Genomic DNA, 25,211 nt, shown 5'->3' with positions numbered 1-25,211 from the left:
AAAGATCCGGCTATCGTGCCATGAAGTATAAAACGATTAACCGCATGGCAATGATCTATATACAGCACGTCCCTGCAAATCCTTTGGAGATGCTGTATCGTCCAAGTGGGAAGTTTGAATTATTTATTTAAAATAATGTGCGATTACTTCTTGCACCAATCGCGCTAATATGCTATTATTATGAAGTTGCAAACGCCGGTGTGTCGGAATTGGCAGACGAGGCAGACTCAAAATCTGTTTGGGGCAACTCAGTGCGGGTTCAAGTCCCGCCACCGGCATTTGTATGAAGGAATTTATAGTTTAGGCTATGAATTCCTTTTTTATTATGCCCCGGATCCACATGTCTTAGCACAGTAGGTATAGACCCGGGGCATAAGTAATTCCAGTTATCATTCCATGAAATTATAAAGCAATCATCCCTCACTCAAAGAGGTCAAGCCCCCATATATAGCCCCAGCCATACTCCCAGCTTACATCGCTGTCTTCCTCGATCTTGGCTTTAGTGTCAGTAAAGCGCTTCTCTTCTGCCGAGTCTATAACTGCGTTCTCACCATAAGCATAATCAACAGTCATTGTGATACCTATCTTGTCATAAGAATACATAAAGATTTCATTAAATTCTTTTATCTTCTCATTGATCGCATCACAATCAAAGTCCTTCATAGTAATAGTGATTCTCTTAAGCCTATGATCTTCACTATCAAAATAAGCAGTTATATCAGCGTTAGGAACAAGCCCATAAGTCTTTATATAACTCTTTGGAATATCCTCATAAATATTTAATTCATCTATTGTTTTTACAATGGCATTAGGATTTAGCTCACCAGTTACTTTATAATAGTATCTGTCGTTTATCTTAGCCTTATCTTCTGCCAGTTTCAAGCTTCCATTAAGGTATGACGCATTTAAAAGAGCCGTTATGATATATGAATTATATGAATCATCAATTGAATAACTATTTGCTTCGTGCCTGCTAAGTCTATATGTATCACCATTTAAATGATCCAATATGATATAAGCGATATTACCATCACCGACAGAACTGGTATCTTTTACATACAAGCTGTCGCCTTGCCCTTTCCATACCTCTGTAACTTCTTCTATCCTACTGCTTTCAGACTTATAGCTTGTACTTTTCTTACAATCAATCGTTGTCTTGATCTTAAGTTTTATATTTTCATAAGAATCAAGGCCATAAGCGCTCTCATTGATAAGACTATACGCAGTTACTTCGTTCACAATTTCTTCTTTATAAAAGACTCTCTTCAATGTAAAAGTTCCTGCAAGAATACAGATAACAGCAACGGCAAGAGATACTATCAGCTTCTTTTTGCTTATCTTTTGATGTATCTTTTTAGTATCCTGCAAAGCATTCTTACTATCCGGAGTTAAAGTAACCATTCCGGATATTTCATCTATCACATGGGATTTCATCTCATTCCTGGCATTGATTATCTGCTCAGGTTTGATAACCGGAACCTTAAGCTCCATCTCATCTGTGAGCTGTTTCATGGATCTGGTTCTTAGTTCAGGAGTAATTGCAAGTCCGTGCATAAGTGCATCTTCCTGTCCGCCCAGAATCTCAGCTCCCATCTTAGATGGTCTTAACAATGTGTCCCCTCCTACTCTTTCATCTGCGCTCACAGGATTAACTCCCGTCAGCATATAATAGAAAGTAGCACAAAAAGCATAGACATCAGTCCATGGTCCCAAAGATATGTTCTTTTGGTATTGTTCTATAGGGGAGTAGCCTGACCTAAGAACCAGGATCTCATCACTATCATCCGGCTTATCAAAACGACTTGCAGATCCAAAATCAAGGAGCTTGGCACGTCCATCCGGAAGAACCATGATATTGGAAGGACTTATATCACGATGAATAAGCCCTCTTTCGTGTATACGTTCAAGGACTTTGATAACCGGACTTAACATTTTATAACAGAAGTCAAATGTTACATCAGGATTCCTCTTACGGAACTGCTCAAGGGTCATGCCCTCAAGATATTCCATAACTATATATACTGTTTCGTTCTGATTGAATATGTCACTGACCCTGACAACACCCGGTTCATCTGCAAAATCACCAAGTGTTCGTGCCTCCAGAAGGCACTTGTTCATTTCATGATCATAGACTGACTTTTTAGAAGGATTTATTAAGACGACATTATCGGATACCTCTGTATCTCTTTGAACAAGACGATCCGGATAATACTCTTTGATCGCAACCTTCATATCAAGGCGCAGATCACAGCAGCTATAAGTTATTCCGAATCCACCCTGACCTATAGCTGCTCCGATATAATATCTATCCTGCAGAACTGTTCCTATCTGCAGCATATATTTTTCGTTTTTGACTTTTACATCTTTTCCGCAAAAGCCGCAATGTGTAAAATCATCAGGAATCATCTCCTGACAATGCGGACATCTGATAATCCCCAATTATGCCTTCCTCCGACAGCTGCCCCAAAATATGATCAAGCGAATTTGATACTGAGCCTGATCTTGCCCACTACAATCTCTGTTCCTGAGTATATAGCAGCGCTTTCTTCAATCTTCTGCCCATTCACAATGAGCGGATTAGTCTTACTCTTGTTCTCGATATATGTCTTACTTCCGGCACAATAGATACGACAATGTACGCCTGAAACTGTATCATCATAATCAAGGCATACCTGATTGCTCTTATCATAGCCTATATATACACCTGACTCAGACAAAGGAAGTTCAAATATCTTATCAGGTCTGTCTATATCATTTATCCAGATTTTGCCGGGAGAATCAAACAAAAGCATTGTATCTCCCGAATCTCTGTCTCCAAGATCTACAAACTTAGTACGATGTACATTATCACTTTCAGCTGCTTTTTTAACACTACCGCCTTTACCTGCAACATTCTTTAATGCTTTGTTTGCAGTTTTGTTTGCAGCTTTTTTTGCAGCCTCGTTCTGTCTATTATATTCTGCATTATTTTTTTATATATACAAGAAGGACTATTATGAAAGCTATCAGCAATACAATAATAGCCACCAGAATATACCAGTATTTTTGTAATATTTCCATTACTTATCATGCCCTTTCACTTTTAGATAACAGATATCTCATCTGTTCTGCAAGCTTTACTGTTTTATCAAGATCTTCTTTCAAGGCATCTGTTACAGCATCTTCTTTGGTTCGGAACATGTCTGCCTCTTCGCCTTTCCATGAATCAAATGTCTTTTCATCACTCTCAACTATGACATTAAGTACATCTTTCTTAAGGGCATCTGCAAGCTCTTCTATCTTAAGTACCCTGTCTTTCAAAAGTTCAGGAGTTATCGTATTTTTATCTGCCATAAAACACCTCTATAATCAATTCAACAGATCAGAATCAAATACATCTGTCTTAGTGCTTGTCTTCGTATCTTCCGGGAAGTGATCCGCATAATCCATAGCATCATCAATGATATCTGCAAAAATATCCTGATGCACCTCACTGCTTTCACTTTTCCAATAACCGCTCATATTTCTGACGGTATTGCTTAGCTGCTCTATTTCTTTTTTCATATTATTCATAATACAACCTCTTGTAAAGACCGTAATCTCGTGCATGTGATCAAATAAGAAACTGATCCTTATATACTGATTGAAGAGATAACATCACGAACTTCGCTTCTCATTCTATTATAATTATCAGCTGCAAAACGTATACAACGGCTATACTCTTCTATACCGCTTTCTACGTTATCCCCCTGCTCTTTAAGCTCCTTGGGCTCGTCCTGTCTTAAGTTTCTGATCCTTGTAAGGTGCTCTGAAACTGACTGGGAATCTCTTACAAGCTGATCTATATCCACCATTATCCTGCTCAACTTTCTTCACCTCCTATGTTCCTTAGACTATCGCCACTTACAACACGTTCATAGGAAGCTCGCAGTGGTTCAAGATCATTGAGGATTCCGAGCTCTCGTCCCTTGATAATAAAGCCTGTTCCATCAGAATGATCAGCGATAAGCTTCTCTCCATCTTCATAAATTCTGGATATGCTGTGAAGAGCTATACCCATCTGTCTTATTCTAAGGATATCCTTAATAAGACCTGCATTGATATCCCTAGCCTGACTACATATATCATCAAAACCCTCATAAGACTCCAGTTCTTTGATAAGCCTTTGAAGTTCAAGCGATCTGTCTTCCAGCCTCTTACAGATTTTAACTCTGCTGTCAGCTGCCTCTTTTAAAATATCTGTATCAACTCTCATAATCAACCTCTACTAAAACAATAGCAAGCGCTCTGCGCTACGTACCCCCTGCTGAGAAAGCGTTTTACCTTTTTCCAAGATCCTGTTTTGTGAGACTGAACATAGCATAAGATCATCATCGTCTCCCATCATCTCACACTGTTCTTTCTGGCACAGGATATCTTTGATCTCTGTTATAAGTTCAAAGACAGTCTTGGACTCATCCAGACTGAACTGATAATGCCTGTCAAGAGATACAACCTGCAAATCAACAAGTATCATATATTCGCCCACATCTTCTCATAAGCCGGCCATACTTCCATTCCTTCATCCTCTGAAAGAATATCTCCTGCCGGACACTCTATGCACCATTCTGAAAATCTGCCACGAAGCATCATTCTGTACTTGGTCACAACACCGTCACTTCCTCGCATGAATGACATCGCAAAGACAGGAGTAAGTCCTGAACTTTTAGAAGCTTCATCCATCCATGTTTCAAGATCCATAACATCCATCTTCCTGACTGCTTTGAGATTCTCTCGTTCAATATCTTCAGGATCTATAGCCTTTATGAATTCATTGCTGGCATCCTCTGATCCTGGAATATTCTCTTCAAGATCAAAAGATTGTCTGAGCCAGTCTTCAAAATCCTCTTTATCAATAGCTGTGACGATTATTCTGTCTTGTCTATGGCTGTCAGCTTCAACTAAAGTAACTCCTTTATCGCTGATATAGATGAATTTCTGATCCATCTCCTTGTCATAAGGAACCAGCATTATCACTTTCTGAGCAGAAAGTAAAGGCTCCATAAAATCCATAGCCTCTTTAGAAGGATGGATATCATCTGCTCTCATGGCAGAATCCCTTTTACTTTCATCAAGCACATCCTCATTTACAGGAACTTCAAGCAGACCGTCTCTTGCAAGTCTGAATGCGCTTGAAAGCATCTGAAGATCGTCAATTTCGTTTGCCTTTGGCAGAGCCAGTGAACAGATTCTGTCCTTTTTAGCAGATAAAAGAAGGACTGAAAGATCAAGTCTGCTCATTATATAACCGTTATTCATTTTCAATTCCATACTCTTTGATTTCCTTCTTATATGTTCTAGATACAGGTACTACGTCACCATTCTTCATGATGATAACGTTCTCCGAAATGATAATGCTGTCTGCATGAAGCATATTGACTATAAAACTTCTGTGACATCTTCTAAAATGATCCGGAAGTTTCTTTTCAAGATCATCAAGTGTCTCATACAATCCGTACTCCTGATTCTTGATCCTGACAAATACCTTCTTATCTCTGGCTTCAAGAAAATCGATAAGGTCAAGCTGGAGATATTTCTGTGCATGACCTGTATAGACACTTATAAGCTGACCTCTGCTCTTGGAGAGCCTGTCACGGATAAGATCAAAAGACTCCTCTAATACTTTATCAAGAGCAACAATATCGAAAGGCTTTAAAAGAAGCGCATCCGGTGCTATTCCGGCTCTTACATAGAGCATGGGATTGGTCCTGCTGGAAGCAAAGAGGAACAAAAAGGCTGTCGGGTTGTCTTTTCTTAATGAAAGAAGCTTATTGCCCGCTCCTCTGACCGTAGTATCCCATACTAAAATATCGTGTTTCCTGACTTCTTGGAGCCTCGCCATTGCCTCATAGAAATCTTCTGTATAACAAAAATCCCAATAATCATCAGTATACTTGGCCGCATAATCCGGAACGAGTTCTTTCAACATGCGAGTTTCAAGCATACTGTCCACTAGTGAAAGATAATAAACCATATTAACCTCATGTGTTATAAATTGTTTGAATCATAAGCGCCTTATGCAAGCGGAATCACTACCTGTACCGAGCCCTTATCATTATATGATGATGTGATACCGGATCCGGGCTTTCCTGCAGCAGTCAGCTTCCTATACGGAACACCATCAAATCTGAGTATACTCTGTGAATCAGCCATACCGCCGAGATGTATACCATTTTTATAAGATGTAAAGCTTTCGTATACCGAAAGTCCTGCAGCATCCATTCTCTTTTCGTCGTCATAGGCTGCAAAGAAATATATATCAAGCAGGCTGCCTTTCTCAAACAGATTGGTAATTGCACCCGCAAGATTATGACTTGCGCCTTCCGGACTATGCATCATCAAAGTAAAGCTCACAAGATCATCTATGAAAATAAAATACGGATGACCTTCTTTTCTGATCTCACGAAGGATATCTTCATCACTTACGCCCTCATCTTTAAGTTTGGACTTAAGAGCATATCTTTCTTTAAAAACAGGAATTATATTTTTAAGCCATCCAACCACGCCGTCTACTTCCGAAACATATCCAAAGCCCATATTTGAAGCATCGTTTTTAAGCTCTTTTCTGCCGCTTGTTTCAAATACAGTCACTTCCCTGGCGCCGATAAAGCGGCAGGTTCTGGAAAGTATACGGATAAGATTGGTCTTACCGCTTCTGGGTCTTCCACTTATCAGATACAGATATGTCATATCAAGATCAATACTCTCGATACGTGCACTTGTAATATTATAACCGAAAGGAAGCAATCCTGCATCAATATTTGTTAAAGAATCCTTAAACAATGACCATGACGGCTTATCAGGAATATACGGTATAGCCATAGCTTTAGGCCCATGATAGCTCATAGTCTCTTTAGAAAGTATATCTTTGATACTTTCAGTCCTTGTCAGATCATCTTCGCACACACTAAGCGCTGTCTGGAACTCAAGCGTATGACCGGATGATATTATAAGGCCCCTTCCTGCTATGGATTCCTGAGGCATTATCTCTATCTGCGATGTACGAAGTACATCCATGTAGCCGACTTTATCAGCCATCTGCAAGCAGAATATGTTACGTATACTCTCAGACATTCTACCGGGGATATCCCTCATTCCAAATCCGCTTCCGGAGATAAGAAGATATATACCAACAGATGCACATTCCCTTGCAATCTGAATGATGGCATCATCATATGCTCCTTCCGTCTTCTCACGCAGTGAAGCCATGTCATCGATCACAACAATGATCACGGGATCCTTAAAGCCTTTTTCTGCACGAAGTCCGTCAAATCCTGCTCCCGCATACTCTTTTCTTCGCCTTATGATCTCATCCTGTATCATACAGATAAGATTGGGAACTTTCTGGATATCTGTATCATATACTATTCCGCCTGTATGGGCATCATCTTCAAAAGCTTCAAACGCTCTTCCGCCAAAATCAATGATATAAGCGTTCAGCATAGAAGGGTCATAGCTTTGATATAGTGAAAAGACAACCGTCTGCAAGAACGTACTCTTACCACTAAGTGTCATACCACATACAGCTGTATTGCCACCTCTTGAAAAATTGATAATAAGAGGCATCTGATACTGGTTAACAGGATCGTCTATAAGACCTGCATAAGCCTTGATATCAGCGCCGCCCATAATATGTGGCCATCGGCCGCTGTTATAGGATGCCTTCTTGTAACCATCGAGCAAGTCCAGTGATAGTTTTTTGGGCAGTTCAGGAAGCCATAACGGACTATTATTGTAGAGCTCAAGTTCATTCGAACATTCGATTATATATTCAATTACACTTTCAAGCTCAGTTTTTTCACGTCTTTGAGGCAGTCTTATATTCTCCGTCTCAGAGCGCTCTATGATCCTGTCTGCAAGAGCATCATGATCCTTGTCAAGCTCAGGTTCTGCCGCAAGTATCTCATCTCTTAATCTTACAAAATTAAGATAGAGCATATCTTCATAAGCTGTACCTACAAGCGAAGCTTCATTTTTGACAAGATCAAGGATGAATTCATGACGAAGAGCAGCTTTGCGGCGGCTTTCAAGATAGTTACCAATAAGTCCTTCACGACCTGTGTTAGTGAGAAGTCTTGCTGTTATCTTGTGACCTGATCCATCCTTATCATAGGCCTGACCTGTATAACCTGACTGAAACTCTTTATAAAGCTCATCACTTCCTACCTGCAGGATAGCTCTACCTGTAGTTGACAAAAATGCTGCGTCGCTTTTGTGGAGCATCTCAATACTATCCTTCTGGTCCTGTACACGCAGACAGATTCTGAACTTTGAGTTACTCCAGATATTATCATCCACAGTTCCTGAGGGCTTTTGAGTAGCAAGTATCAGATGTACTCCAAGGCTTCGACCTATCTGCGCAACACTTATAAGCTCGCGCATAAAATCAGGCTCTTCAGCCTTAAGCTGTGCAAATTCATCTATTATTACCAAAAGATGCGGAAGCGCAACTTTAGTCTCACCGTTTTTATAAAGCCTTGTATATGCATCAATATTATTAACACCGCTTTCTATAAAAAGGCGCTGCCTGCGTCTGTTCTCACTTTTTATTGCAACCATTGCGCGGCGAACAAGCGCTCCGGACAGGTTAGATATCTGGCCGGCCACGTGTGGAAGCTTTGCAAATGCATTGCCCATTCCGCCTCCCTTATAATCGATAAGGAAAAAGGCAATATCTTCAGGGCTGTATTCCACAGCAAGCGACAAAATAAATGTCTGCAGAAGTTCAGACTTACCACTACCTGTAGTACCTGCTATAAGTCCATGAGGACCGTGATACTTCTCATGAAGGTCAAGAATGCAAGGACGCCCACCGGCTATCTGGCCGATACGTCCTCTTATTCCTTCATAGGTGCGGTTTCTGCGCCATCTGTCCTTAATATGCAGATCTTCCGGGCTTGATACACCATACATATCAAAGAAGCTGACTTCATCCGGAATCTCACCGCCTCCGCCTTCATTATCAACTACAACAGTTGACAAAGTACCTGAAAGCTCATACAAGATCTCAGCACTTATATTGTCAAATTCTATCTCTCTTCCGCTGCCTCTGCCTTCGCGGATGTAATACATACCTTTATAGTTATTATCATTTTCTATAACAAGGTTGCAGGCATTTGGAAGATCAGCCACATCCTCAGCCATAAGAAGTGTTGTAACAAAAGGAGCATTCTCGTGATCTGAAAGATACTTGGTTATGAGCTCTCCTTCAAGAAGAGACTGATCCTCTACTATGATCACATAGTGCGGATGCTCTTTTTCAGGATTCTTGACATATTCCCTGAACACAGAAGTAAGGTCATAACATACATCACTTACCTCTTCCTGTTCAAAAGCTATATATCTCCTCTTCCTGTCTTCAGACCATACATGAGGAAACCAAAGGGCAAAGGACCAGGATTCATTATTGCCTGATATATCACTTGCTGTAATGAAAGCAAGCTTTACATCCGTATAGCAGTTCTGAGTTGTGATCTGGGCTATAAGATCATAAACTATCTGGTATGAGCCCCTTTTACCGTTACCACCGACTATACCAATAAGATTCTCTCCGGAGAGGTCCACACATACAGGTACATCTTCAAGCATCTTGTATTTTTTGGATATATCAAGGCACCTTTTATCAAGCTCATCATCATAGAAAACATTGTCACCTTCAGGCAGTTCCACCTTCATCTGAAAAGGTATACTGCCCTTGCCGACTCTGTGATACAGAAAATCCTTGTGGGTAGTATTTCTGCTCCAGAGATTATCCGGAAGTCCCTTTTTAAAATCGCAAGCCTCTTCAGCGCTCTTATATCTGTCGTTTAAGATCTTCTTGTTTCTTTCACAGCTTGATGAGATCTTCTCTTCCATCACATCAAGATACTCAGAATAGTCCTCTCTTATACGATTTATCTCTTTGGACACCCTTGTATATGGCAAAAGAGAATCATTGGCGATCATATGGGCACTTGCAGGAAGATGCTTTAGGATTATCTCATCTGAACAGAGCCTGTCCATATTACGAGGAGGTCTGTGATAGATAACCTTATAATTGTCAGGCATCACCGCATAATCAGGTGCCTTTTCATCTCTGCCGGTATCTACGCTACCCTGCAGCTTATTATCTATCCGCACGAGCTTATCTGACAGAGTCATATGCGAAGTCTGATCTATAGCAAGCACATCACCTGCATAGACCATATATAGTCCCCAGATATTGATCCTGTCGCCAAAAATCAGCTTTCTGGAACCATGTATAGCAATATCATTAATAAATGTTCCGTTAGTACTCTTATCTGTCAGTATCCATCCGCCTTCTTTAGTGTCAGCTTCCATCACGGCATGAAGGGATGAGATAACCTCTCTGTCAGATATATGAAAAGAATACTTTACATCACTATCATCAGCGCTTCCTATAGAAAGTTTTACTATATTACTAAGATCATACTTCTTGTATGCAATAAAGGGTTGTTCTTTTTCCCTTACCATGACCGCAAGACGTTCACCGTATCTTGTACGCAAAGAAAGGCTATCGCCCTCTTTGAGGTCGTAGCCGGCATTCTCAATCTTGCAAAGTGGAAGTTTTACAGAGTTTATTTCATCAGATGATAGAAATCTCCATTTTCCGCCTATATTTTCCAAAAGAACCGCAACATCTTCTTCGATACGGAACTTTCTGCTCTCTATACGAAGAGCAAGCCTTCTGTTAACTCCCGCCGGAAGAACAAATTCCTTAAAGGCGCTTTCGGAATATATCGTAATAGCTATACTCATGTCAGTTCCTGCACTATATACTAATTATAGTTTTTTATCTTTTCTTGTATTTATTTAAATATATTTCTTTAAATATAATTCTTTTGCTGTATTTCTTTTTACTGCTTTTCTTTTACTGCTTTTTTACTGCTTTTTCTTCTTGGCCCACGTAACTTCATAACGTCCTCTGTCAAGGATCTTGCTAAAGTCATTGTAGTTAAGCGGCTTATCAAAAAGAAATCCCTGTGCACTGCTGCATCCAAGTCTTAGCAAAAAGTCAACCTGATCACAGTTGTCTACGCCCTCTGTTATGACCTGAAGTCTTAAAAGGCGGGCCATAGCAATGACAGATCCAACTATAGCTTCATCCTCTCTTGTCAGGACCTCTTTGTCGATAAAAGATTTATCGATCTTGATCTCACTTACAGGAAACTCACGTATTACAGACAATGATGAATAGCCTGTACCAAAGTCATCAATAGATGTAGATATATCATTATCTCTCATCTGTCTAAGGAATGATAAAAGTCTCTCCTGCTCATCTGAATAAGCTGTCTCCGTAACTTCTATAATGATCTCATCCTTATCAACACCGTATTTGTCCATTATATTAGTTATGATCGAAGAAATATCGGGTATCTCCAGATCCCTTTTTGAGAAGTTAACAGATATCGGCACTACAGCCTTTCCGGCTCTCTTCCTCTCAGCGATCATACGGCATACCTGTCTTAAAATAAAGAAATCAAGCTCACTAATTCTGGTAGATTTCTCAAGAATCGGAACAAATCCATCAGGAGAGAGCATCGTTCCTTTATAGTTCCATCTTACAAGAGCCTCTGCACCTATTACTTCTCCTGTCTCAAGATTGACTTTGGGTTGATAATAGGTTGTGATATTCCCGTTATTGATAGCACTTGTAAGCCCGTCATAGATCTGCTTGTCATAATCGATCTCATTCTTGATCTCAGATGTCATCCATACAACATTTCTGCGCTTCCTTCTTGCATAGTTGAGCGCAGCTCCGGGCTGACCTATAACTTCGCCTGGATGGTGGATGTTGCCGCTTTCAAGATCATAGATTCCAATAGTTGATTTAATAGTTACAGGTATTCTCTTACCCTTATACATTCCATAAGTCTGAATGGACTTGATCTGGTTTAAGAAATACTCTGATCTGTCCTTCTTGATAAAAGCAACAAAATTATCTCCTCCAAGATGACCTACTTCTTCATCTTCGGTGAGTCTTTTCTTTAATTCTCTGCCGTAGCGTTTTAAAATGACATCAACTTCCTTTTCATCGAACTCATAATTAAGAAGTCCGAAACCACGCAAGTTGAAATAGAAAGCAGTGTAGGCATCATAAGAGTTCTTCTTCACACATTCAAGAACTTTTGCCATATATCCCACCTGATTGGGAAGCCCGGATACTTTCTGGGTTACGTAGGCTTTTTTAAGTCCCTTCTTCAGATACATCCTTTCGACATGAATATACATTTCAGAAAGAAATGTTCTAAGTATCTCTTTCTCTTCTTCTGTAAAATGTCCATCTTCACAAGTTGAAGTACACAAAAAACAGATATTCCTGTCGGCAGGGCCAAAAGAAAATATCTCCTGATATTCTGACAGCTCCAGTCCCTTATCTTTTACAAACAAGGGACGGGAGACTCTTTTTTTATCAATAATAATGTTAGTATCATTTGGTGTAAATGATACTTCTAAAACAACCTTCCCCAATGGCAACCACTTTGATACTGCCTCAAATGCTTCCTGAGATATCTTGATGGAATTATCATCCTTCAACAAGATCTCTGAAAACTCCCTAAGTGTTTTGCTTTTTAATACCTCGTTCACTATAGTCCTTTCCCAATAAGATTTCAGATGATCAACCTTCTAAGGTGTCTACGATTGTAGGCAGGAACTGTTTCTTACGTGACACAACGCCTTGCAGATATGCTCCGTTATTTCTAGTTTCAACTGAAAATCCATTTTCTATAATACTCTCTGCACCGTTTCCTGCGAATACGACGTCAGATGATTCTTTTAATATATTTGTAAGCAGGAAGAATATCATGTCTATTCCGTCTGCTGCAAGTGTCTTATCAAGTTCAGATACAACTTTCTTCTTGATGTCGGCAAGCTCTTCTGCGCTCATGGAGTTGATCTGTCCTATACCGATAGTCTTATTGTCAACCGTGAACTTCTTGAAATCCTGATGTATGATCTCAGGACCTGTTTTAGAGCCAAGATTACTACCTGCATGGAACATCTCCATAGCAAACTCTTCTGCATTAACACCGGCGATCATCGAAAGCTCTGCACCGGCATTCTTGTCAATCTGAGTGCATGTAGGGCTTCTGTACATAAGTGTATCAGATAAAATGGCAGCCATAAGAAGACCGGCCGTCTGAGGATCTATATCAACATGATTCTCTTTATACATTAAGTATACAATAGTAGAAGTTGATCCCAGAGGCTGATTTCTAAAGAAAACAGGTGAAGACGTAGAAATAGTACCAAGCCTGTGGTGATCTATGATCTCTAAAAGCTCAGCAGATTCTATGCCTTGTACTGCCTGATTCTTCTCATTATGGTCTACAAGTATGAGCTGTTTCTTCCTTGCACCCAGGAAATTACGACGTGATATCATTCCCACATATCTGTCGTACTCATCAAGGACAGGGAAATATCTATGACGCTCCTGAGCCATAACTTCCTGAATGTCCTCAATATAATCATCCATATGGAAGGATACAAGTCCCTCACTCTTCATGAAGTGATCTATAGGCATACTACTGTTAACAAGTCTTGATGCCGTAAATGTATCATGAGGAGTAGTGATGATACGACAGTTGTGAGCAACTGCCTGCTTCTGTATAGTCTGTGCAACTTCTGCGCCGTCGCAGACTATGATACAGTCCGCATCCATTTCAAGAGCGCACAGCTGAGTCTCATAACGATTGCCAAGGATAACAACATCTCCGGAATCGATGATATTCTCCATAACTTCAGGGCTGGCTGCAGCAACTACGACTTTACCCTTTTCGACATTGCCTTCTTCACTTCCTACTATCATCTTGCCATCAAGAGTCTTGACTATGTTCTTGTATGAAGTTCTGGCACTTGCGAGTATATCTGAATCATATACATCCATGTAGGATGTAACGATATCATTGGTAGTGATGATACCCTGAAGCTGGTCATCCTTGGTAACGCACACAGTTACAACTCCGGCATTACGCATGATCTCCCACGCATCTTTCAAAGATGTATCGCCTGCTGCGCCTGCAAGGTCCCTTATCTCCAGATCCTTGACCTGAGTTCTTACATCAGTCAGCATCAAAGGCTTTTCTACTTCAAATCTATCAAGAACATAGCTGGTCTCCTCATTAAGATGACCTGCTCTTCTTGGTTCGTATGCTTTTCCTGTTATGATAGTCTTAAGCCTTGCATAGGCAATAGCAGCACAGACGCTATCAGTATCAGGATTCTTATGTCCAACTACAAATACAGGACGTTCTTCTTTCATATAATAACCTCATAAATTTAAATCTGCACAAATACATTCAATTCTTTTCGTCAATTTTCCAAAAATATTATATCATAACGCTTAATAGTACAGACTAGAAATAGTCGTATAAAAATTATTAGTTTTTATACAACTTCAACAATAGCACATAAAACATCCAGATTAAAACACCTATATTCTTGAATAGATATCGCTATCAAAGCAGTGCATCAATCTGCATAATTGATCCTAAGCCCCTTAGGATAGTGATTTTTAAGTCTTCTTCCATCACTCTTGGCCCAGCCAAGGCTGCATCCATCTGTCAGGATAAGATACCATCCATTGTCAAGAGAAGCCGTAAGAGATAGTCCAGACGTGAAGTCCTTTATCTCCTTACTGTCACTTGGATAGTCATGGCTATTTTTCACATCCTCTTTTCTTAGGAAAAGAGCCAGTGAATGCGATGGTTCAAATCTGCCCTTCTTCATAGTTCCAAGATGAAGCCCGGGGCGCATGACTTTAAGTCTGTCGGTCGACGGCATAAGGAAAGGCGCCAGATATACATTCTCTCCGAAAGTAAAAAGAGTTCCGTAAAGTCTGTCCATGCCGGATTCGCTAAGTACTTCCCCAGCGAATTCTTCCCAAAGCTTCTTGGCAAGTTCAAGATCGCTGCCGCCTTTAAGAGCCTTATTTTGCGCTCTTCCGGCATTTTTATCCATAAGTCTTCTGTCTTTGGCTTTTAGTTTCTTCTTGGACTTCTTATCAGCAGAATCTGAGTCTATCTTTTCTGCGCCGCCAGAAGCATTAGCACCTTTACTATCGAAATCGTCTATGTCTTCTCCCAAGCAGGAACTATCAAGAGGATTTCTTTGCTCTATCCTTATTCCTCTTTGGAAACCGCCGGGACAGTAGGTTATTGTAGGAGCTTTCTGGTCTATATCACTAACAGACTGCTCACCATTTTCCTGACTTATATCATTAACAGACTCGTCAGCCTCCTGGCCCATATCATTACCATGCAGCTCACCAGCTTCCTTGGCACTATTTATTTTAACGTCAACATCTGAATTTTCATTAACCCTTTCAAGCACCGCAAGGAAGTGTCCTTCACCCTTAAGATGATGCGGCCAGAGCCTTATACAGTTTGCAAGCTGGTCTGCAACTTCTTTATTCAGCTTTTCTTTATTAGTTTTAACTTCATCAAGGCATCCTTCAAGACCATAATCTTGATCATCCTGTGTGGAAGCGGCATTATATTGAAGGTCCGGCACAGTCCAGGTGCTTTCATCACTAGTGTCAATAAGCGCCCATGACGGATTGCCATGATCCATTCCTTCGTATAATGGAACCTCTACAACTCTAAATTCAGGGTGACGCAGCAGGAATCTGTATATAGTACCCTCATCTTCATCCGGAGCAAATGTACAGGTAGAATATACCAGCCTTCCTGATGGAGCCAGCATGGATGCTGCATTATCCAGAATCTCATCCTGCCTGTCAGCGCAGAGTCTTACATTCTCAGGAGACCAATTAGTTACTGCATCCTCGTTTTTCCTGAACATACCCTCGCCTGAACATGGTGCATCGATGAGGATCCTGTCAAACCAGCCTTCAAATCTGGCTGAAAGATTCTGAGGAGTCTCATTAAGGACCATGGCATTGCCTATGCCCATTCTTTCGATATTCTCAGATAGGATCTTGGCTCTGCCTGCATTGATCTCATTAGAAACAAGGATACCTCTTCCCTGCATCCTGCCTGCTATCTGGGTACTCTTACCACCTGGTGCAGCGCACAGATCCAATACCCTCTGGCCAGGCTTGGGATCAAGATAAGCTACAGGCGACATTGCACTTGGTTCCTGTATATAATAAAGTCCCGCCATATGAAGTGGATGTTTGCCGGGTTCATCTTCATCCTTATATACAAAGCCATTCTCTTCCCACAAAATCTTTTTGGTCTCAAAGGGAAGCTTTGAATACGCATCCTCTCTTCCACCCTGAAGTTTACAAGGGTTAATGCGAAGAGCCTTACTTCTTACACACTCAAAAGAGACCAGAAACGCATCGCATTCCTGGCCAAGCATAAATTTCATTCTGTTTGTGAACTTACTTGGGAGCATTTATTTCCTTCCGCAATAAGCCGTTATTGCGCTTATTTACTATTCTCCTTAAGGTACTTCTTAATGCCGGCAAAAGTGCTGACACTAATAATATGTTCAATCCTGCAAGCATCTGTCTCTGCCGTCTGCTCATCAACTCCGGCTGTAAGCATCAGAAACTTTGTAAGATTGGTATGTCTGTCATATACGCTCTTGGCCTTTTCAAGTCCAAGCTTCGTAAGTACAAGCTCGCCATCCTCTTCCACAGTAATATATCCATCTTCTTTCAAAATACCGACAGCTCTGGATACACTGGGTCTGGAAAAGTTAAGCTCATTGGCAACATCTACAGAACGCACACTACCATTTCTCTTCCTGAGAATATAAATGGTTTCAAGATAATCTTCACCTGATTCGTGCATAGGGTAAAGCCTCCTGTCTTTTAAAATAAGTGAATTAATCAACAAAAATATGTTAGCATATACTAACGAACTTCACAAGAGCATAGCAGTTTTCTAATTGTAAAACATTTATAAACACAGTGCAATAAAAATAAAAGAAAAAACAAAATTTATACCATTCTTCCAACCATTTTATCAAGCTCATAAAGTATCCTTTTTATTGATTAATTCAAAAAGAGCCGAAGTAACTTCGACTCTTTTATAGTTTTCAATATTTGGTTTTAATGCAACTTCGCAAGTATTATTTTGCGAAATCTGTTGCTCTGCTCTCGCGGATGACATTAACTTTGATCTGTCCGGGATATTCCATCTCAGCTTCAATCTTCTGAGATATATCATGTGCCAGAATAACCATATCGGCATCTGTAACCTGATCCGGAACAACCATAACACGAACTTCACGTCCGGCCTGAATAGCATAAGAGCTTTCAACGCCCTTGAAGCTGTTAGTGATATCTTCAAGCTGTTTAAGTCTTGTTGTATATGTCTCCAGCGTCTCTCTTCTTGCACCTGGACGAGCTGCTGATATAGCATCTGCTGCCTGTACCAGAACTGCGATCAGAGACTGAGGTTCAACATCACCATGATGTGCCTCTACAGCATTGGTGATCAGAGCTGACTCCTTGTACTTGCGACAGATATCTGCACCCAGCTGTACATGTGAACCTTCCATCTCATGGTCAACGGCTTTACCGATATCATGAAGAAGTCCGGCTCTCTTAGCGATACGGATGTCAAGACCAAGCTCGCCTGCCATCAGTCCGCAAAGCTGAGATACTTCAATCGAGTGTTTAAGAACATTCTGGCCATAACTTGTACGGAATTTGAGTCTTCCGAGAAGCTTGATGATCTCAGGATGAAGTCCGTGAACTCCAGCTTCCATAGATGCTGCTTCACCTTCTTCTTTGATCTGAGTGGCAACTTCCTTCTTAGCCTTCTCAACCATCTCCTCAATTCTTGCAGGGTGGATACGACCGTCTACGATGAGCTTCTCAAGAGCAACTCTCGCAACTTCACGACGGATCGGATCAAAGCCGGATATAACTACAGCTTCCGGTGTATCATCTATGATAAGATCTACACCTGTCATTGTCTCGAGTGTACGTATGTTACGACCCTCACGTCCGATAATACGTCCTTTCATCTCGTCACTAGGAAGCTGAACAACTGAAATAGTAGATTCAGAGACATGATCTGCAGCGCATCTTTGGATAGCTCCTATCACAATCTCCTTAGCCCTCTTATCAGCTTCTTCCTTAGCCTCGGCTTCGATGTTCTTGATCATGACTGCCGATTCATGCTTGACATCATCTTCAACGATCTTGAGCAAGTACTCTTTAGCCTGATCAGCTGTAAGTCCTGAGATCTTCTCAAGTTCCTTACGTCTCTCCTCATCAAGCTTCTGAATCTCCGCGGTCTTCTTGTTAAGATTTTCCTCACGGGCACTCAGGCTCTGCTCTCTTCTTTCAATCGCCTCAGATCTCTTCTCGACATTTTCCTCTTTCTGCTGTATACGTCTCTCAGAGCGCTGAATTTCGGCTCTGCGGTCACGAACTTCTTTTTCCAGGTCATTCTTAGTCTTCAGAGACTCTTCCTTTACCTCAAGGAGTTTTTCACGTTTCGTATCTTCTGCAGATTTGAGGGCATCGTCAATGATCTTTCTTGCTCTTTCTTCAGCACTGCCGATCTTGGCCGCATCATTTTTCTTATGACGGGCATTGTTAACATTAACGGTAATGATGACAGAAAGTGCAGCTACTACTACTGCTATAATTACAGCCATAGTAATACTCATTACAGGAGCACCTCCTTATTCAGTTTTCATTGTACAATATTTTGTATATCATGCCCAAAATCAGCATTTGTTTATACAATTTTACAACACTTTTAGTTTACCCCTGTAAAGGCTCTCTGTCAAGGCTACCATGATACTTCCAAGGCTATAAAAAGAGCTGTATTCTGGTTTTTACAAAATACAGCTCTTTTGCCTTTACTTATTTTGCGAAAGTCATTTATAAAAAGCCTTAATTATCGCTTTGAGATTCACCGGAGCTTTGCTGAGTTCCCATCTGTCCGCCGTTTCGAGAGCCCATTCCACCTCCCATGGGAGCACCCATGGATGATCCTGTAGAAGATGCATCCCCAGAGCATACTGAGTCAAGTGTTATCTCTTGTGTTTCTTCATTAACCGTAACAGTATAGGTCTCTCCAATGGTAAGCTGTTCACTACTGAATATCACTGCATTACCGCTCTTTGCAGCTGTGTATTCGTAGATCACAGCGCCTTCTGCATCTGTTATCGTTATAGTATCTCCTGATTCATAGCCGCTTTCGATAGTAACTATAAATGAATTCTGCTCAGAGTTATCTGAGAATGCTTCTATCATTCCAGTACTTCCAAGAGCTATAACTGTTCCGCCATTGACGATCAGTTCGCCGCCGCTCTCAGTTCCGGAATCAAGTGCTGCATTGCCGCCATTCTCAGGTCCGTCTACGATCACGTTGCCGCCATAGATGATAAGGTCTCCGTTGGAATCAAGACCATCGCCTGCTGCATTGACATATATATTGCCACCATAGATCGCCAGACACTGGATCTGTGTAGTAGTTGTTGTAGTATTATCAGTATCAGAGTCACTGCTACTAGCTGCTTCTTCAGTATTTCCACTAGGCATTGCACCTTCTGGCATATTCTGATCAGTTGCAGCATCTGTACCCTGTGATGCATTCTGGTCAGTTGTAGCATCTGCACCCTGTGATGCATTCTGGTCAGTTGCACCATCTGCATCCTGTTCTGTTGAAGTATCTGCATCCTGCGATACATTCTGATCTGTTGTAACATCTGTGTTCTGAGACCCGTTCTGCATAGTTGTTCCATCTGTATTAGGAGCCATCTGAGCACCGGAACCTGCGTTCATGCCACGGCCACCCATGCCGCCCATGCCTGCGCCGCCCATCATCATAGTCGATGTATCAGAGCCGCCTCCGGCGTTCATACCATCATCAGTAGCTGTTACACTTACATCACCGTCGTAGATATAGATATAATAACCTTCTATGCCTTCATAGCTTGTCTCTATTACTATAGTACCGTTTTCAATATCTACCTGATTCTCTGCATGTATGCCATCATCACCGGTGGATATAGTAATATCACCATCGGATATAAGAACATCTCCATCACTGTGGATTGCATCATCACTACTGTTAATATTAAAGGTTCCACCGGATATAGTGATGCTATTACCGGCTTTGATACCTTTATAGCTATCTGATTCTTCTGTTGTATCATCACCTGTAGTATCTGAATCTGTTGTTTCTGTATCCGCTGTTTCTATATCTGCTGAATTTGTATCTGTACCTGCTGTATCTGCCACTTCCGAGGTACCTGGTTCAATCGCCGCATCTGCGCCAGATGATCCATCGCCTTCTCCTGCGGCATCTTCACCACTCATATCAAGTGTATCACTACCTGCCTGCGGCATTTCACCGCTCATATCAGGTGCTTCTCCGCCTGCCTGCGGCATCTCACCGCTCATATCAGGCGCTTCTCCGCCTGCCTGCGGCATCTCACCGCTCATATCAGGTGTTTCTCCGCCTTCCTGTGGCATCTCGTCTTCTGTTACTTCACTATCTGCATCTTCAGTATCTTCATCAGATGACCAACTTCCGGCATCCGGCATCTGCCCATCTGTACTGCCCATACCTTGCATCTGGCCTCTCATGCCGCCCATAGCCATCTCATCAGTATGCGAAGCCCCATTTTCATATCCACCACCTGTTGTGATATCGAAGCTTCCACCAGATATATTAACATCCGTAACTGCAGATATTCCGTCATGATCAGCTACTATCGTGAAATCGCCGCCTGTTATAGTCACATATCCCTTGTCTTCATCCGAAGTGTTATTGGCTTTAATGCCATCATTACCCGATGTCAGATTGAAGGTACCATCACATATACGAACCGAGTCTTTGCCAAGAAGTGCATTGTCATCTGCTGTAACAGTGATCGATCCTCCTGTTATTACCAGATCATCCTTACTCTTTATACCATGTCCGCCTTCTGCTGCTACAGTAAGAGAACCTGATCCATTTATTGTAAGATCACAAGAAGCGAATATCGCCGCATCAACGTCCGCTGCTATTGCAGCTTCTGAGCTAAGATCATACGATGACACTACATTATCTGATCCTTCTTCAAGTGTTATGAATACCTTGTCAGCTGCCGCTACGTATATTCCAGGAAGAGACTCATTGGTTATAGTAGCGCCGTCAAGAACGATCTGAACCTTGGCATCTGATGCATTTACGATCACCTGCTGATTCTCAAGTTCTCCGCTAAGTACATAGGTACCAGCTGTAACTATATACAGATCTCCATCAAGCTCATATGCACCGCCACTTGTATATCCATCAATATCACTAAGATCTATATATACAGCTGTCGCTTCCGTATAGGACGGATCAAGATCTCTATCTGAAAAAATACCCTCTTCATCTGCCGACACATCAGAAGTAACTACACTTACGCCCAGTCTCTCGGCATTCATAAATAAGGCAGTCAGAAGAACAGTCAGGATAGTAATTATGATACAAATCAAATTTGTATGTTTACTAAAAGACATAATTTTCCAGCTCCTATCTGTTTTGATTCTAAACTTATGTTTCAATTAATATCGGCAATAGAGGCATCTCTAAATCGGATATAACAACTCTATTGCCGCTATATTTTGATTTTTTATTACTGATACTCGCCGTTATAGCTTACAAGTACTGCGCTTTCTACATGAGGCTTATCGCTAAGAGCTGTTACAAAAGCTGTATCCTCAGAATTGAGCCTTACCTCATATGTAAGTTCGATATTGCCTTTACGAGCTGTCTTACCCTTTAAGATAAGCTTATCTGCATTAGACTTGATATATTCCATAACATTTTTTTCGGCGATAGCATCATCAAGAGTAACCACTATGATATAAGGTTTTACATAAGTCTTACGATTTACAAAAAGTACAAGGATAAGACCGATGATAAGACTTCCGAATACTGCAAGCGGGATCATTCCTGCTGCAAGTACGATACCTACTGCTATAGACCAGAACAAAAATGCTATATCAAGCGGATCCTTGATCGCAGTCCTGAAACGAACGATAGATAACGCACCGACCATACCTAGTGAAAGAACTACATTAGATGTTACTGCCAGAATTACAAGTGTCGAGATCATTGTAAGTGCTATAAGAGTTACGCCAAAGCTTGGAGAGTACATAACTCCCTGGAATGTCTTTTTGTAGATAAAAAAGATAAATACGCCAATTCCAAATGCCAGAACCAGGGCAATTACCATGTCCAAGATACTAACCGATGTTACATTTTCCAAAAAGCTTGATTTAAAGATATCACTGAATGTCATTTTACTATCTCCTTTGATTCATGAATTATTCGATGTTATTACACACTACAAAAAATATACTTTCAGACTTTCAAGCTGCATTATTCAAAAATCCTGCATATAGCATATTTTGAAAATGCTGTAGCTCTTGTATCTTCAACCTGAACTATCTGCCTTACTATGTCAGGAAGAAAATTGTCCCATTTTACTTCCAGTATTATCACATCAGGTGCAACAGGGATTGTCACACAATCCGGATTTAGAAAATCCGTACAGCGAAGGCCGCTCCTAATATGATGATCAAGTGTCACCCGAACGTTACCTGCCGGATATGTGAATGGATCTCTTGTATAATCAACTATTGTCTTGGGTCTTAATCCGTCATTTTTCATACCGCGATATAGTTCTCTTACAAGCGGATGATCATGATCTTTCATCCATTCAAAATCGTTATTGACAATCCTTTGGCATTCATTGGAAGTAAGTGATGCCGATTGCTTAAATCCGATATCTACGCGTTTGCTTTTTTTCTCAAGATGAATGACTGATGTATTGTTATTGTAGAAACGGATACGATATTTATCTCTGTCTCTAACGCCATCGAGCTTCTCTTTCAAAGCTCTGTCATCATATGAGTCAAAGTACAGACTCCTTATCATATAGCAGCCCGTAGGCCCTACATGTTTGTCCTGTTTTAAAACGGCTCTGAGTCTTTGCCTTAGGACGTAGTAATCAGTCAAGCTGATACTGTGTTTGATTTCATGTCTACCTTGCATATACTCGCTCTCCTTTGAACACGATTATATAGACCTTTCCTAAATCGAACTTAAATCAAATCTTAAACAATAATTATTAATCAGCTATTCACCATAGCGGTACAGCATCATCAAAGCGGGATGTTTACATTACCTGCACCAGCACAAGATTGCAAAAAGCCCCTTGGCTTGATGCCAAGAGGCTCTTTGCAAAAAATTATTTGCAAGTGATAAGTTTACATATCTATCTTAATCCATATCCATGGCTTTATATATCAGTTCTGTGCTGTATCCTTTGCGGTACAAGAAAGCCATGATCTTTTGTTTGTCTTTGTAATCCATCGAAGGAGAATAGTGCTTCTTGGTAAGAAGATGGCGGATCTGGTCAAGTTCTATATCTTCATCATCCGATTCGTATTCTTCTTCCATTACTTCTGTTATCAGATCTTTATTTATACCTTTTTGAATAAGATCCTGCTCTATACGTTTACGGCTTCGGGATTCCTTATAATATCTTGCATAGTCAGAGGCATATCTTCTATCATCCAGATACTTGTAGCTCTTGACATAGTCTATCGCATCATCAATACAGCTTTGTGGATAGCCTCCGTCACCCAGTTTCTCTCTTAGCTTATATTCAGTATAGTCGCGCTTTTGCAAAAGATTCATAGCTCTAAGGATTGCCCTTTTTCCAAGGACTTCCCTTACAATAACGTCATAAGTTATCTGGTCTATCTCCTTATCCTGCTCAAGCTTATACTTACGGATTTCTCCTTTATACAGGAGAAAGGCTTTCTCTCCGTCTATATATATCTGGCTTCTTTTCTTGTCATATTCTTTGATAGAAGTGATGATCATAATAACCTCATGCCTCGAATTTAAAAGTAGCGACCCGGATCTATGTCACGGACCGCCACTGTAAATTTTGAATACTCTGTTTAAGCTTCTGCCTTCTTCTTAGAACTCTTCTTGGCAGTCTCATCAGCTTCAGCTTCTGTAGCCTTAGCAGCCTGTGCCTTAGAGAACTCATCTAAAGGAAGGTTATAGAACTCGCGAACCCTGCCTTCGATCTCAGCCATGATCTCAGGATGCTCTTCAAGGTAAGCCTTGGCATTCTCACGGCCCTGACCTATCTTCTCGCCATTGTACTGATACCATGCACCTGACTTGTTGACAATATCGATATTAGCAGCAAGATCAAGGATATCACCGGACTGAGATATTCCCTTACCAAACATGATATCGAACTCAGCTGTCTTGAATGGCGGAGCGATCTTGTTCTTAACGACCTTGACCTTAGTGTGGTTACCTACAACTTCACCGCCAACTTTGATAGAATCTGTACGGCGTACATCAAGACGTACTGATGAATAGAACTTAAGAGCTCTACCACCTGTAGTAGTCTCAGGATTACCAAACATGATACCAACCTTCTCACGAAGCTGGTTGATGAATACTACTGTACAGTTAGACTTGCTGATAACAGCTGTAAGCTTACGAAGAGCCTGAGACATAAGCCTTGCCTGAAGACCTACATGCGAATCACCCATCTCACCGTCAATCTCCGCCTTAGGTACAAGTGCTGCAACAGAGTCAACTACTACAATATCAATAGCTCCGGAACGAACCATAGTCTCTGTGATCTCAAGAGCCTGCTCACCACTGTCAGGCTGAGAGATATAAAGATTGTCTATATCTACTCCGATATTCCTTGCATATACAGGATCAAGAGCGTGCTCGGCATCGATGAAGCCTGCAATACCGCCTCTCTTCTGAATCTCTGCGATCATATGAAGTGTAACTGTTGTCTTACCTGAAGATTCCGGTCCGTATATCTCAACGATACGTCCTTTAGGAATTCCTCCAAGTCCAAGTGCAATATCAAGACTAAGGGAACCTGTAGGTGTTGTCTCAACACTCATCTGATTAGTAGGGTCACCCAGTTTCATAACTGCGCCTTTACCATATTGCTTTTCAATCTGTCCAAGGGCAGCCTCAAGTGCTTTTTGTTTTTCTTCTCTTTCCATGTTTTCCTTTCCTGCGCAGATGCGCACGACCCCTCGTAAAAAGAGATCTCTCCTCTCCGGCAGATATTTTAATATTTTGAAAAAATATAGGATGTACTTCTATGTACAGGATCAAAAAACGCATCCTATACATATTTAGAATTGCATGACTGTAATTCTATGTACTAATGATATAACTAATGAAATCCAGTGATAATGCGATAAAATCATCTCCTGC

The 25,211-nt window shown here is 41.0% G+C and carries 20 protein-coding genes and 1 tRNA gene; 1 reads left to right on the top strand and 20 read right to left on the bottom strand.

Annotation, left to right across the window (positions count from 1 at the left end; genetic code table 11):
* Positions 1 to 194: 194 nt before the first annotated feature.
* Positions 195 to 278: transfer RNA gene (locus tag I7804_RS09575), tRNA-Leu, on the top strand.
* Between the two features lie 142 nt (positions 279 to 420).
* Here the strand turns inward: I7804_RS09575 and I7804_RS09570 are convergent.
* From I7804_RS09570 to recA, 20 genes are all read right to left on the bottom strand, one after another.
* Positions 421 to 2,439: a serine/threonine-protein kinase gene (locus I7804_RS09570; RefSeq protein WP_248403133.1), complete on the bottom strand. Its 2,019-nt coding sequence runs from the start codon at positions 2,437 to 2,439 to the stop codon at positions 421 to 423.
* A gap of 35 nt (positions 2,440 to 2,474) precedes the next feature.
* A complete protein-coding gene (locus I7804_RS09565) occupies positions 2,475 to 2,792 on the bottom strand; it encodes an FHA domain-containing protein (protein WP_248403131.1) in 318 nt (105 codons plus the stop codon).
* Positions 2,793 to 3,066: 274 nt separating this feature from the next.
* On the bottom strand, positions 3,067 to 3,333 hold the full coding sequence (locus I7804_RS09560) for a hypothetical protein (RefSeq protein WP_022759040.1): 267 nt from the start codon (positions 3,331 to 3,333) through the stop codon (positions 3,067 to 3,069).
* Between the two features lie 15 nt (positions 3,334 to 3,348).
* Positions 3,349 to 3,552: a hypothetical protein gene (locus I7804_RS09555; RefSeq protein WP_022752939.1), complete on the bottom strand. Its 204-nt coding sequence runs from the start codon at positions 3,550 to 3,552 to the stop codon at positions 3,349 to 3,351.
* Positions 3,553 to 3,611: 59 nt separating this feature from the next.
* Entirely contained in the window at positions 3,612 to 3,845 is a 234-nt protein-coding gene (locus I7804_RS09550; protein WP_022752938.1) for a hypothetical protein, read from the bottom strand.
* Positions 3,842 to 4,234, bottom strand: a complete 393-nt coding sequence (locus I7804_RS09545; RefSeq protein ID WP_022752937.1) for a hypothetical protein — start codon at positions 4,232 to 4,234, stop codon at positions 3,842 to 3,844. Before I7804_RS09545 ends, I7804_RS09550 begins: the two co-directional genes overlap by 4 nt.
* 12 nt (positions 4,235 to 4,246) lie before the next feature.
* Positions 4,247 to 4,495, bottom strand: coding sequence for a hypothetical protein (locus tag I7804_RS09540; protein WP_022752936.1), 249 nt, complete (start codon positions 4,493 to 4,495; stop codon positions 4,247 to 4,249).
* Positions 4,492 to 5,289 (bottom strand): hypothetical protein, encoded by a 798-nt coding sequence (locus tag I7804_RS09535; RefSeq protein WP_022752935.1) that lies wholly within the window; start codon positions 5,287 to 5,289, stop codon positions 4,492 to 4,494. The genes I7804_RS09540 and I7804_RS09535 overlap by 4 nt, the downstream gene beginning before the upstream one ends.
* Positions 5,270 to 5,992, bottom strand: coding sequence for a LytR/AlgR family response regulator transcription factor (locus I7804_RS09530; RefSeq protein ID WP_027204931.1), 723 nt, complete (start codon positions 5,990 to 5,992; stop codon positions 5,270 to 5,272). Before I7804_RS09530 ends, I7804_RS09535 begins: the two co-directional genes overlap by 20 nt.
* 41 nt (positions 5,993 to 6,033) lie before the next feature.
* Complete coding sequence (locus I7804_RS09525; RefSeq protein WP_248403129.1) at positions 6,034 to 10,776, bottom strand: FtsK/SpoIIIE domain-containing protein; 4,743 nt, start codon at positions 10,774 to 10,776, stop codon at positions 6,034 to 6,036.
* A gap of 123 nt (positions 10,777 to 10,899) precedes the next feature.
* Positions 10,900 to 12,606, bottom strand: coding sequence for a GGDEF domain-containing phosphodiesterase (locus I7804_RS09520; protein ID WP_248403128.1), 1,707 nt, complete (start codon positions 12,604 to 12,606; stop codon positions 10,900 to 10,902).
* Positions 12,607 to 12,637: 31 nt separating this feature from the next.
* A complete protein-coding gene (locus tag I7804_RS09515; protein ID WP_248403126.1) occupies positions 12,638 to 14,281 on the bottom strand; it encodes a putative manganese-dependent inorganic diphosphatase in 1,644 nt (547 codons plus the stop codon).
* A 209-nt stretch (positions 14,282 to 14,490) separates the two neighbouring features.
* Entirely contained in the window at positions 14,491 to 16,380 is a 1,890-nt protein-coding gene (locus I7804_RS09510; RefSeq protein WP_248403124.1) for an RsmB/NOP family class I SAM-dependent RNA methyltransferase, read from the bottom strand.
* A gap of 32 nt (positions 16,381 to 16,412) precedes the next feature.
* Entirely contained in the window at positions 16,413 to 16,781 is a 369-nt protein-coding gene (locus I7804_RS09505; RefSeq protein WP_022752929.1) for a metal-dependent transcriptional regulator, read from the bottom strand.
* A gap of 280 nt (positions 16,782 to 17,061) precedes the next feature.
* Positions 17,062 to 18,615 (bottom strand): ribonuclease Y, encoded by a 1,554-nt coding sequence (gene rny / locus I7804_RS09500; RefSeq protein ID WP_022752928.1) that lies wholly within the window; start codon positions 18,613 to 18,615, stop codon positions 17,062 to 17,064.
* 229 nt (positions 18,616 to 18,844) lie between these two features.
* Complete coding sequence (locus I7804_RS09495; protein WP_248403122.1) at positions 18,845 to 21,448, bottom strand: carbohydrate-binding domain-containing protein; 2,604 nt, start codon at positions 21,446 to 21,448, stop codon at positions 18,845 to 18,847.
* 116 nt (positions 21,449 to 21,564) lie between these two features.
* The gene (locus I7804_RS09490) at positions 21,565 to 22,233 is read right to left on the bottom strand and encodes a DUF4956 domain-containing protein (protein ID WP_022752926.1); all 669 of its coding nucleotides are present in this window, start codon (positions 22,231 to 22,233) and stop codon (positions 21,565 to 21,567) included.
* 80 nt (positions 22,234 to 22,313) lie between these two features.
* Positions 22,314 to 22,988, bottom strand: coding sequence for a polyphosphate polymerase domain-containing protein (locus tag I7804_RS09485; RefSeq protein WP_022752925.1), 675 nt, complete (start codon positions 22,986 to 22,988; stop codon positions 22,314 to 22,316).
* A 228-nt stretch (positions 22,989 to 23,216) separates the two neighbouring features.
* Entirely contained in the window at positions 23,217 to 23,825 is a 609-nt protein-coding gene (locus I7804_RS09480) for a regulatory protein RecX (RefSeq protein WP_248403120.1), read from the bottom strand.
* 80 nt (positions 23,826 to 23,905) lie between these two features.
* Complete coding sequence (gene recA, locus I7804_RS09475) at positions 23,906 to 24,994, bottom strand: recombinase RecA (protein WP_022752923.1); 1,089 nt, start codon at positions 24,992 to 24,994, stop codon at positions 23,906 to 23,908.
* Positions 24,995 to 25,211: the final 217 nt, after the last annotated feature.

Origin of the sequence: Butyrivibrio fibrisolvens (assembly GCF_023206215.1) — a bacterium.
GTDB classification, from domain to species: domain Bacteria; phylum Bacillota; class Clostridia; order Lachnospirales; family Lachnospiraceae; genus Butyrivibrio; species Butyrivibrio fibrisolvens_C.
The sequence above is the reverse complement of the archived record's forward strand: the minus strand, read 5'-3'. Positions and strand labels throughout refer to the sequence as shown.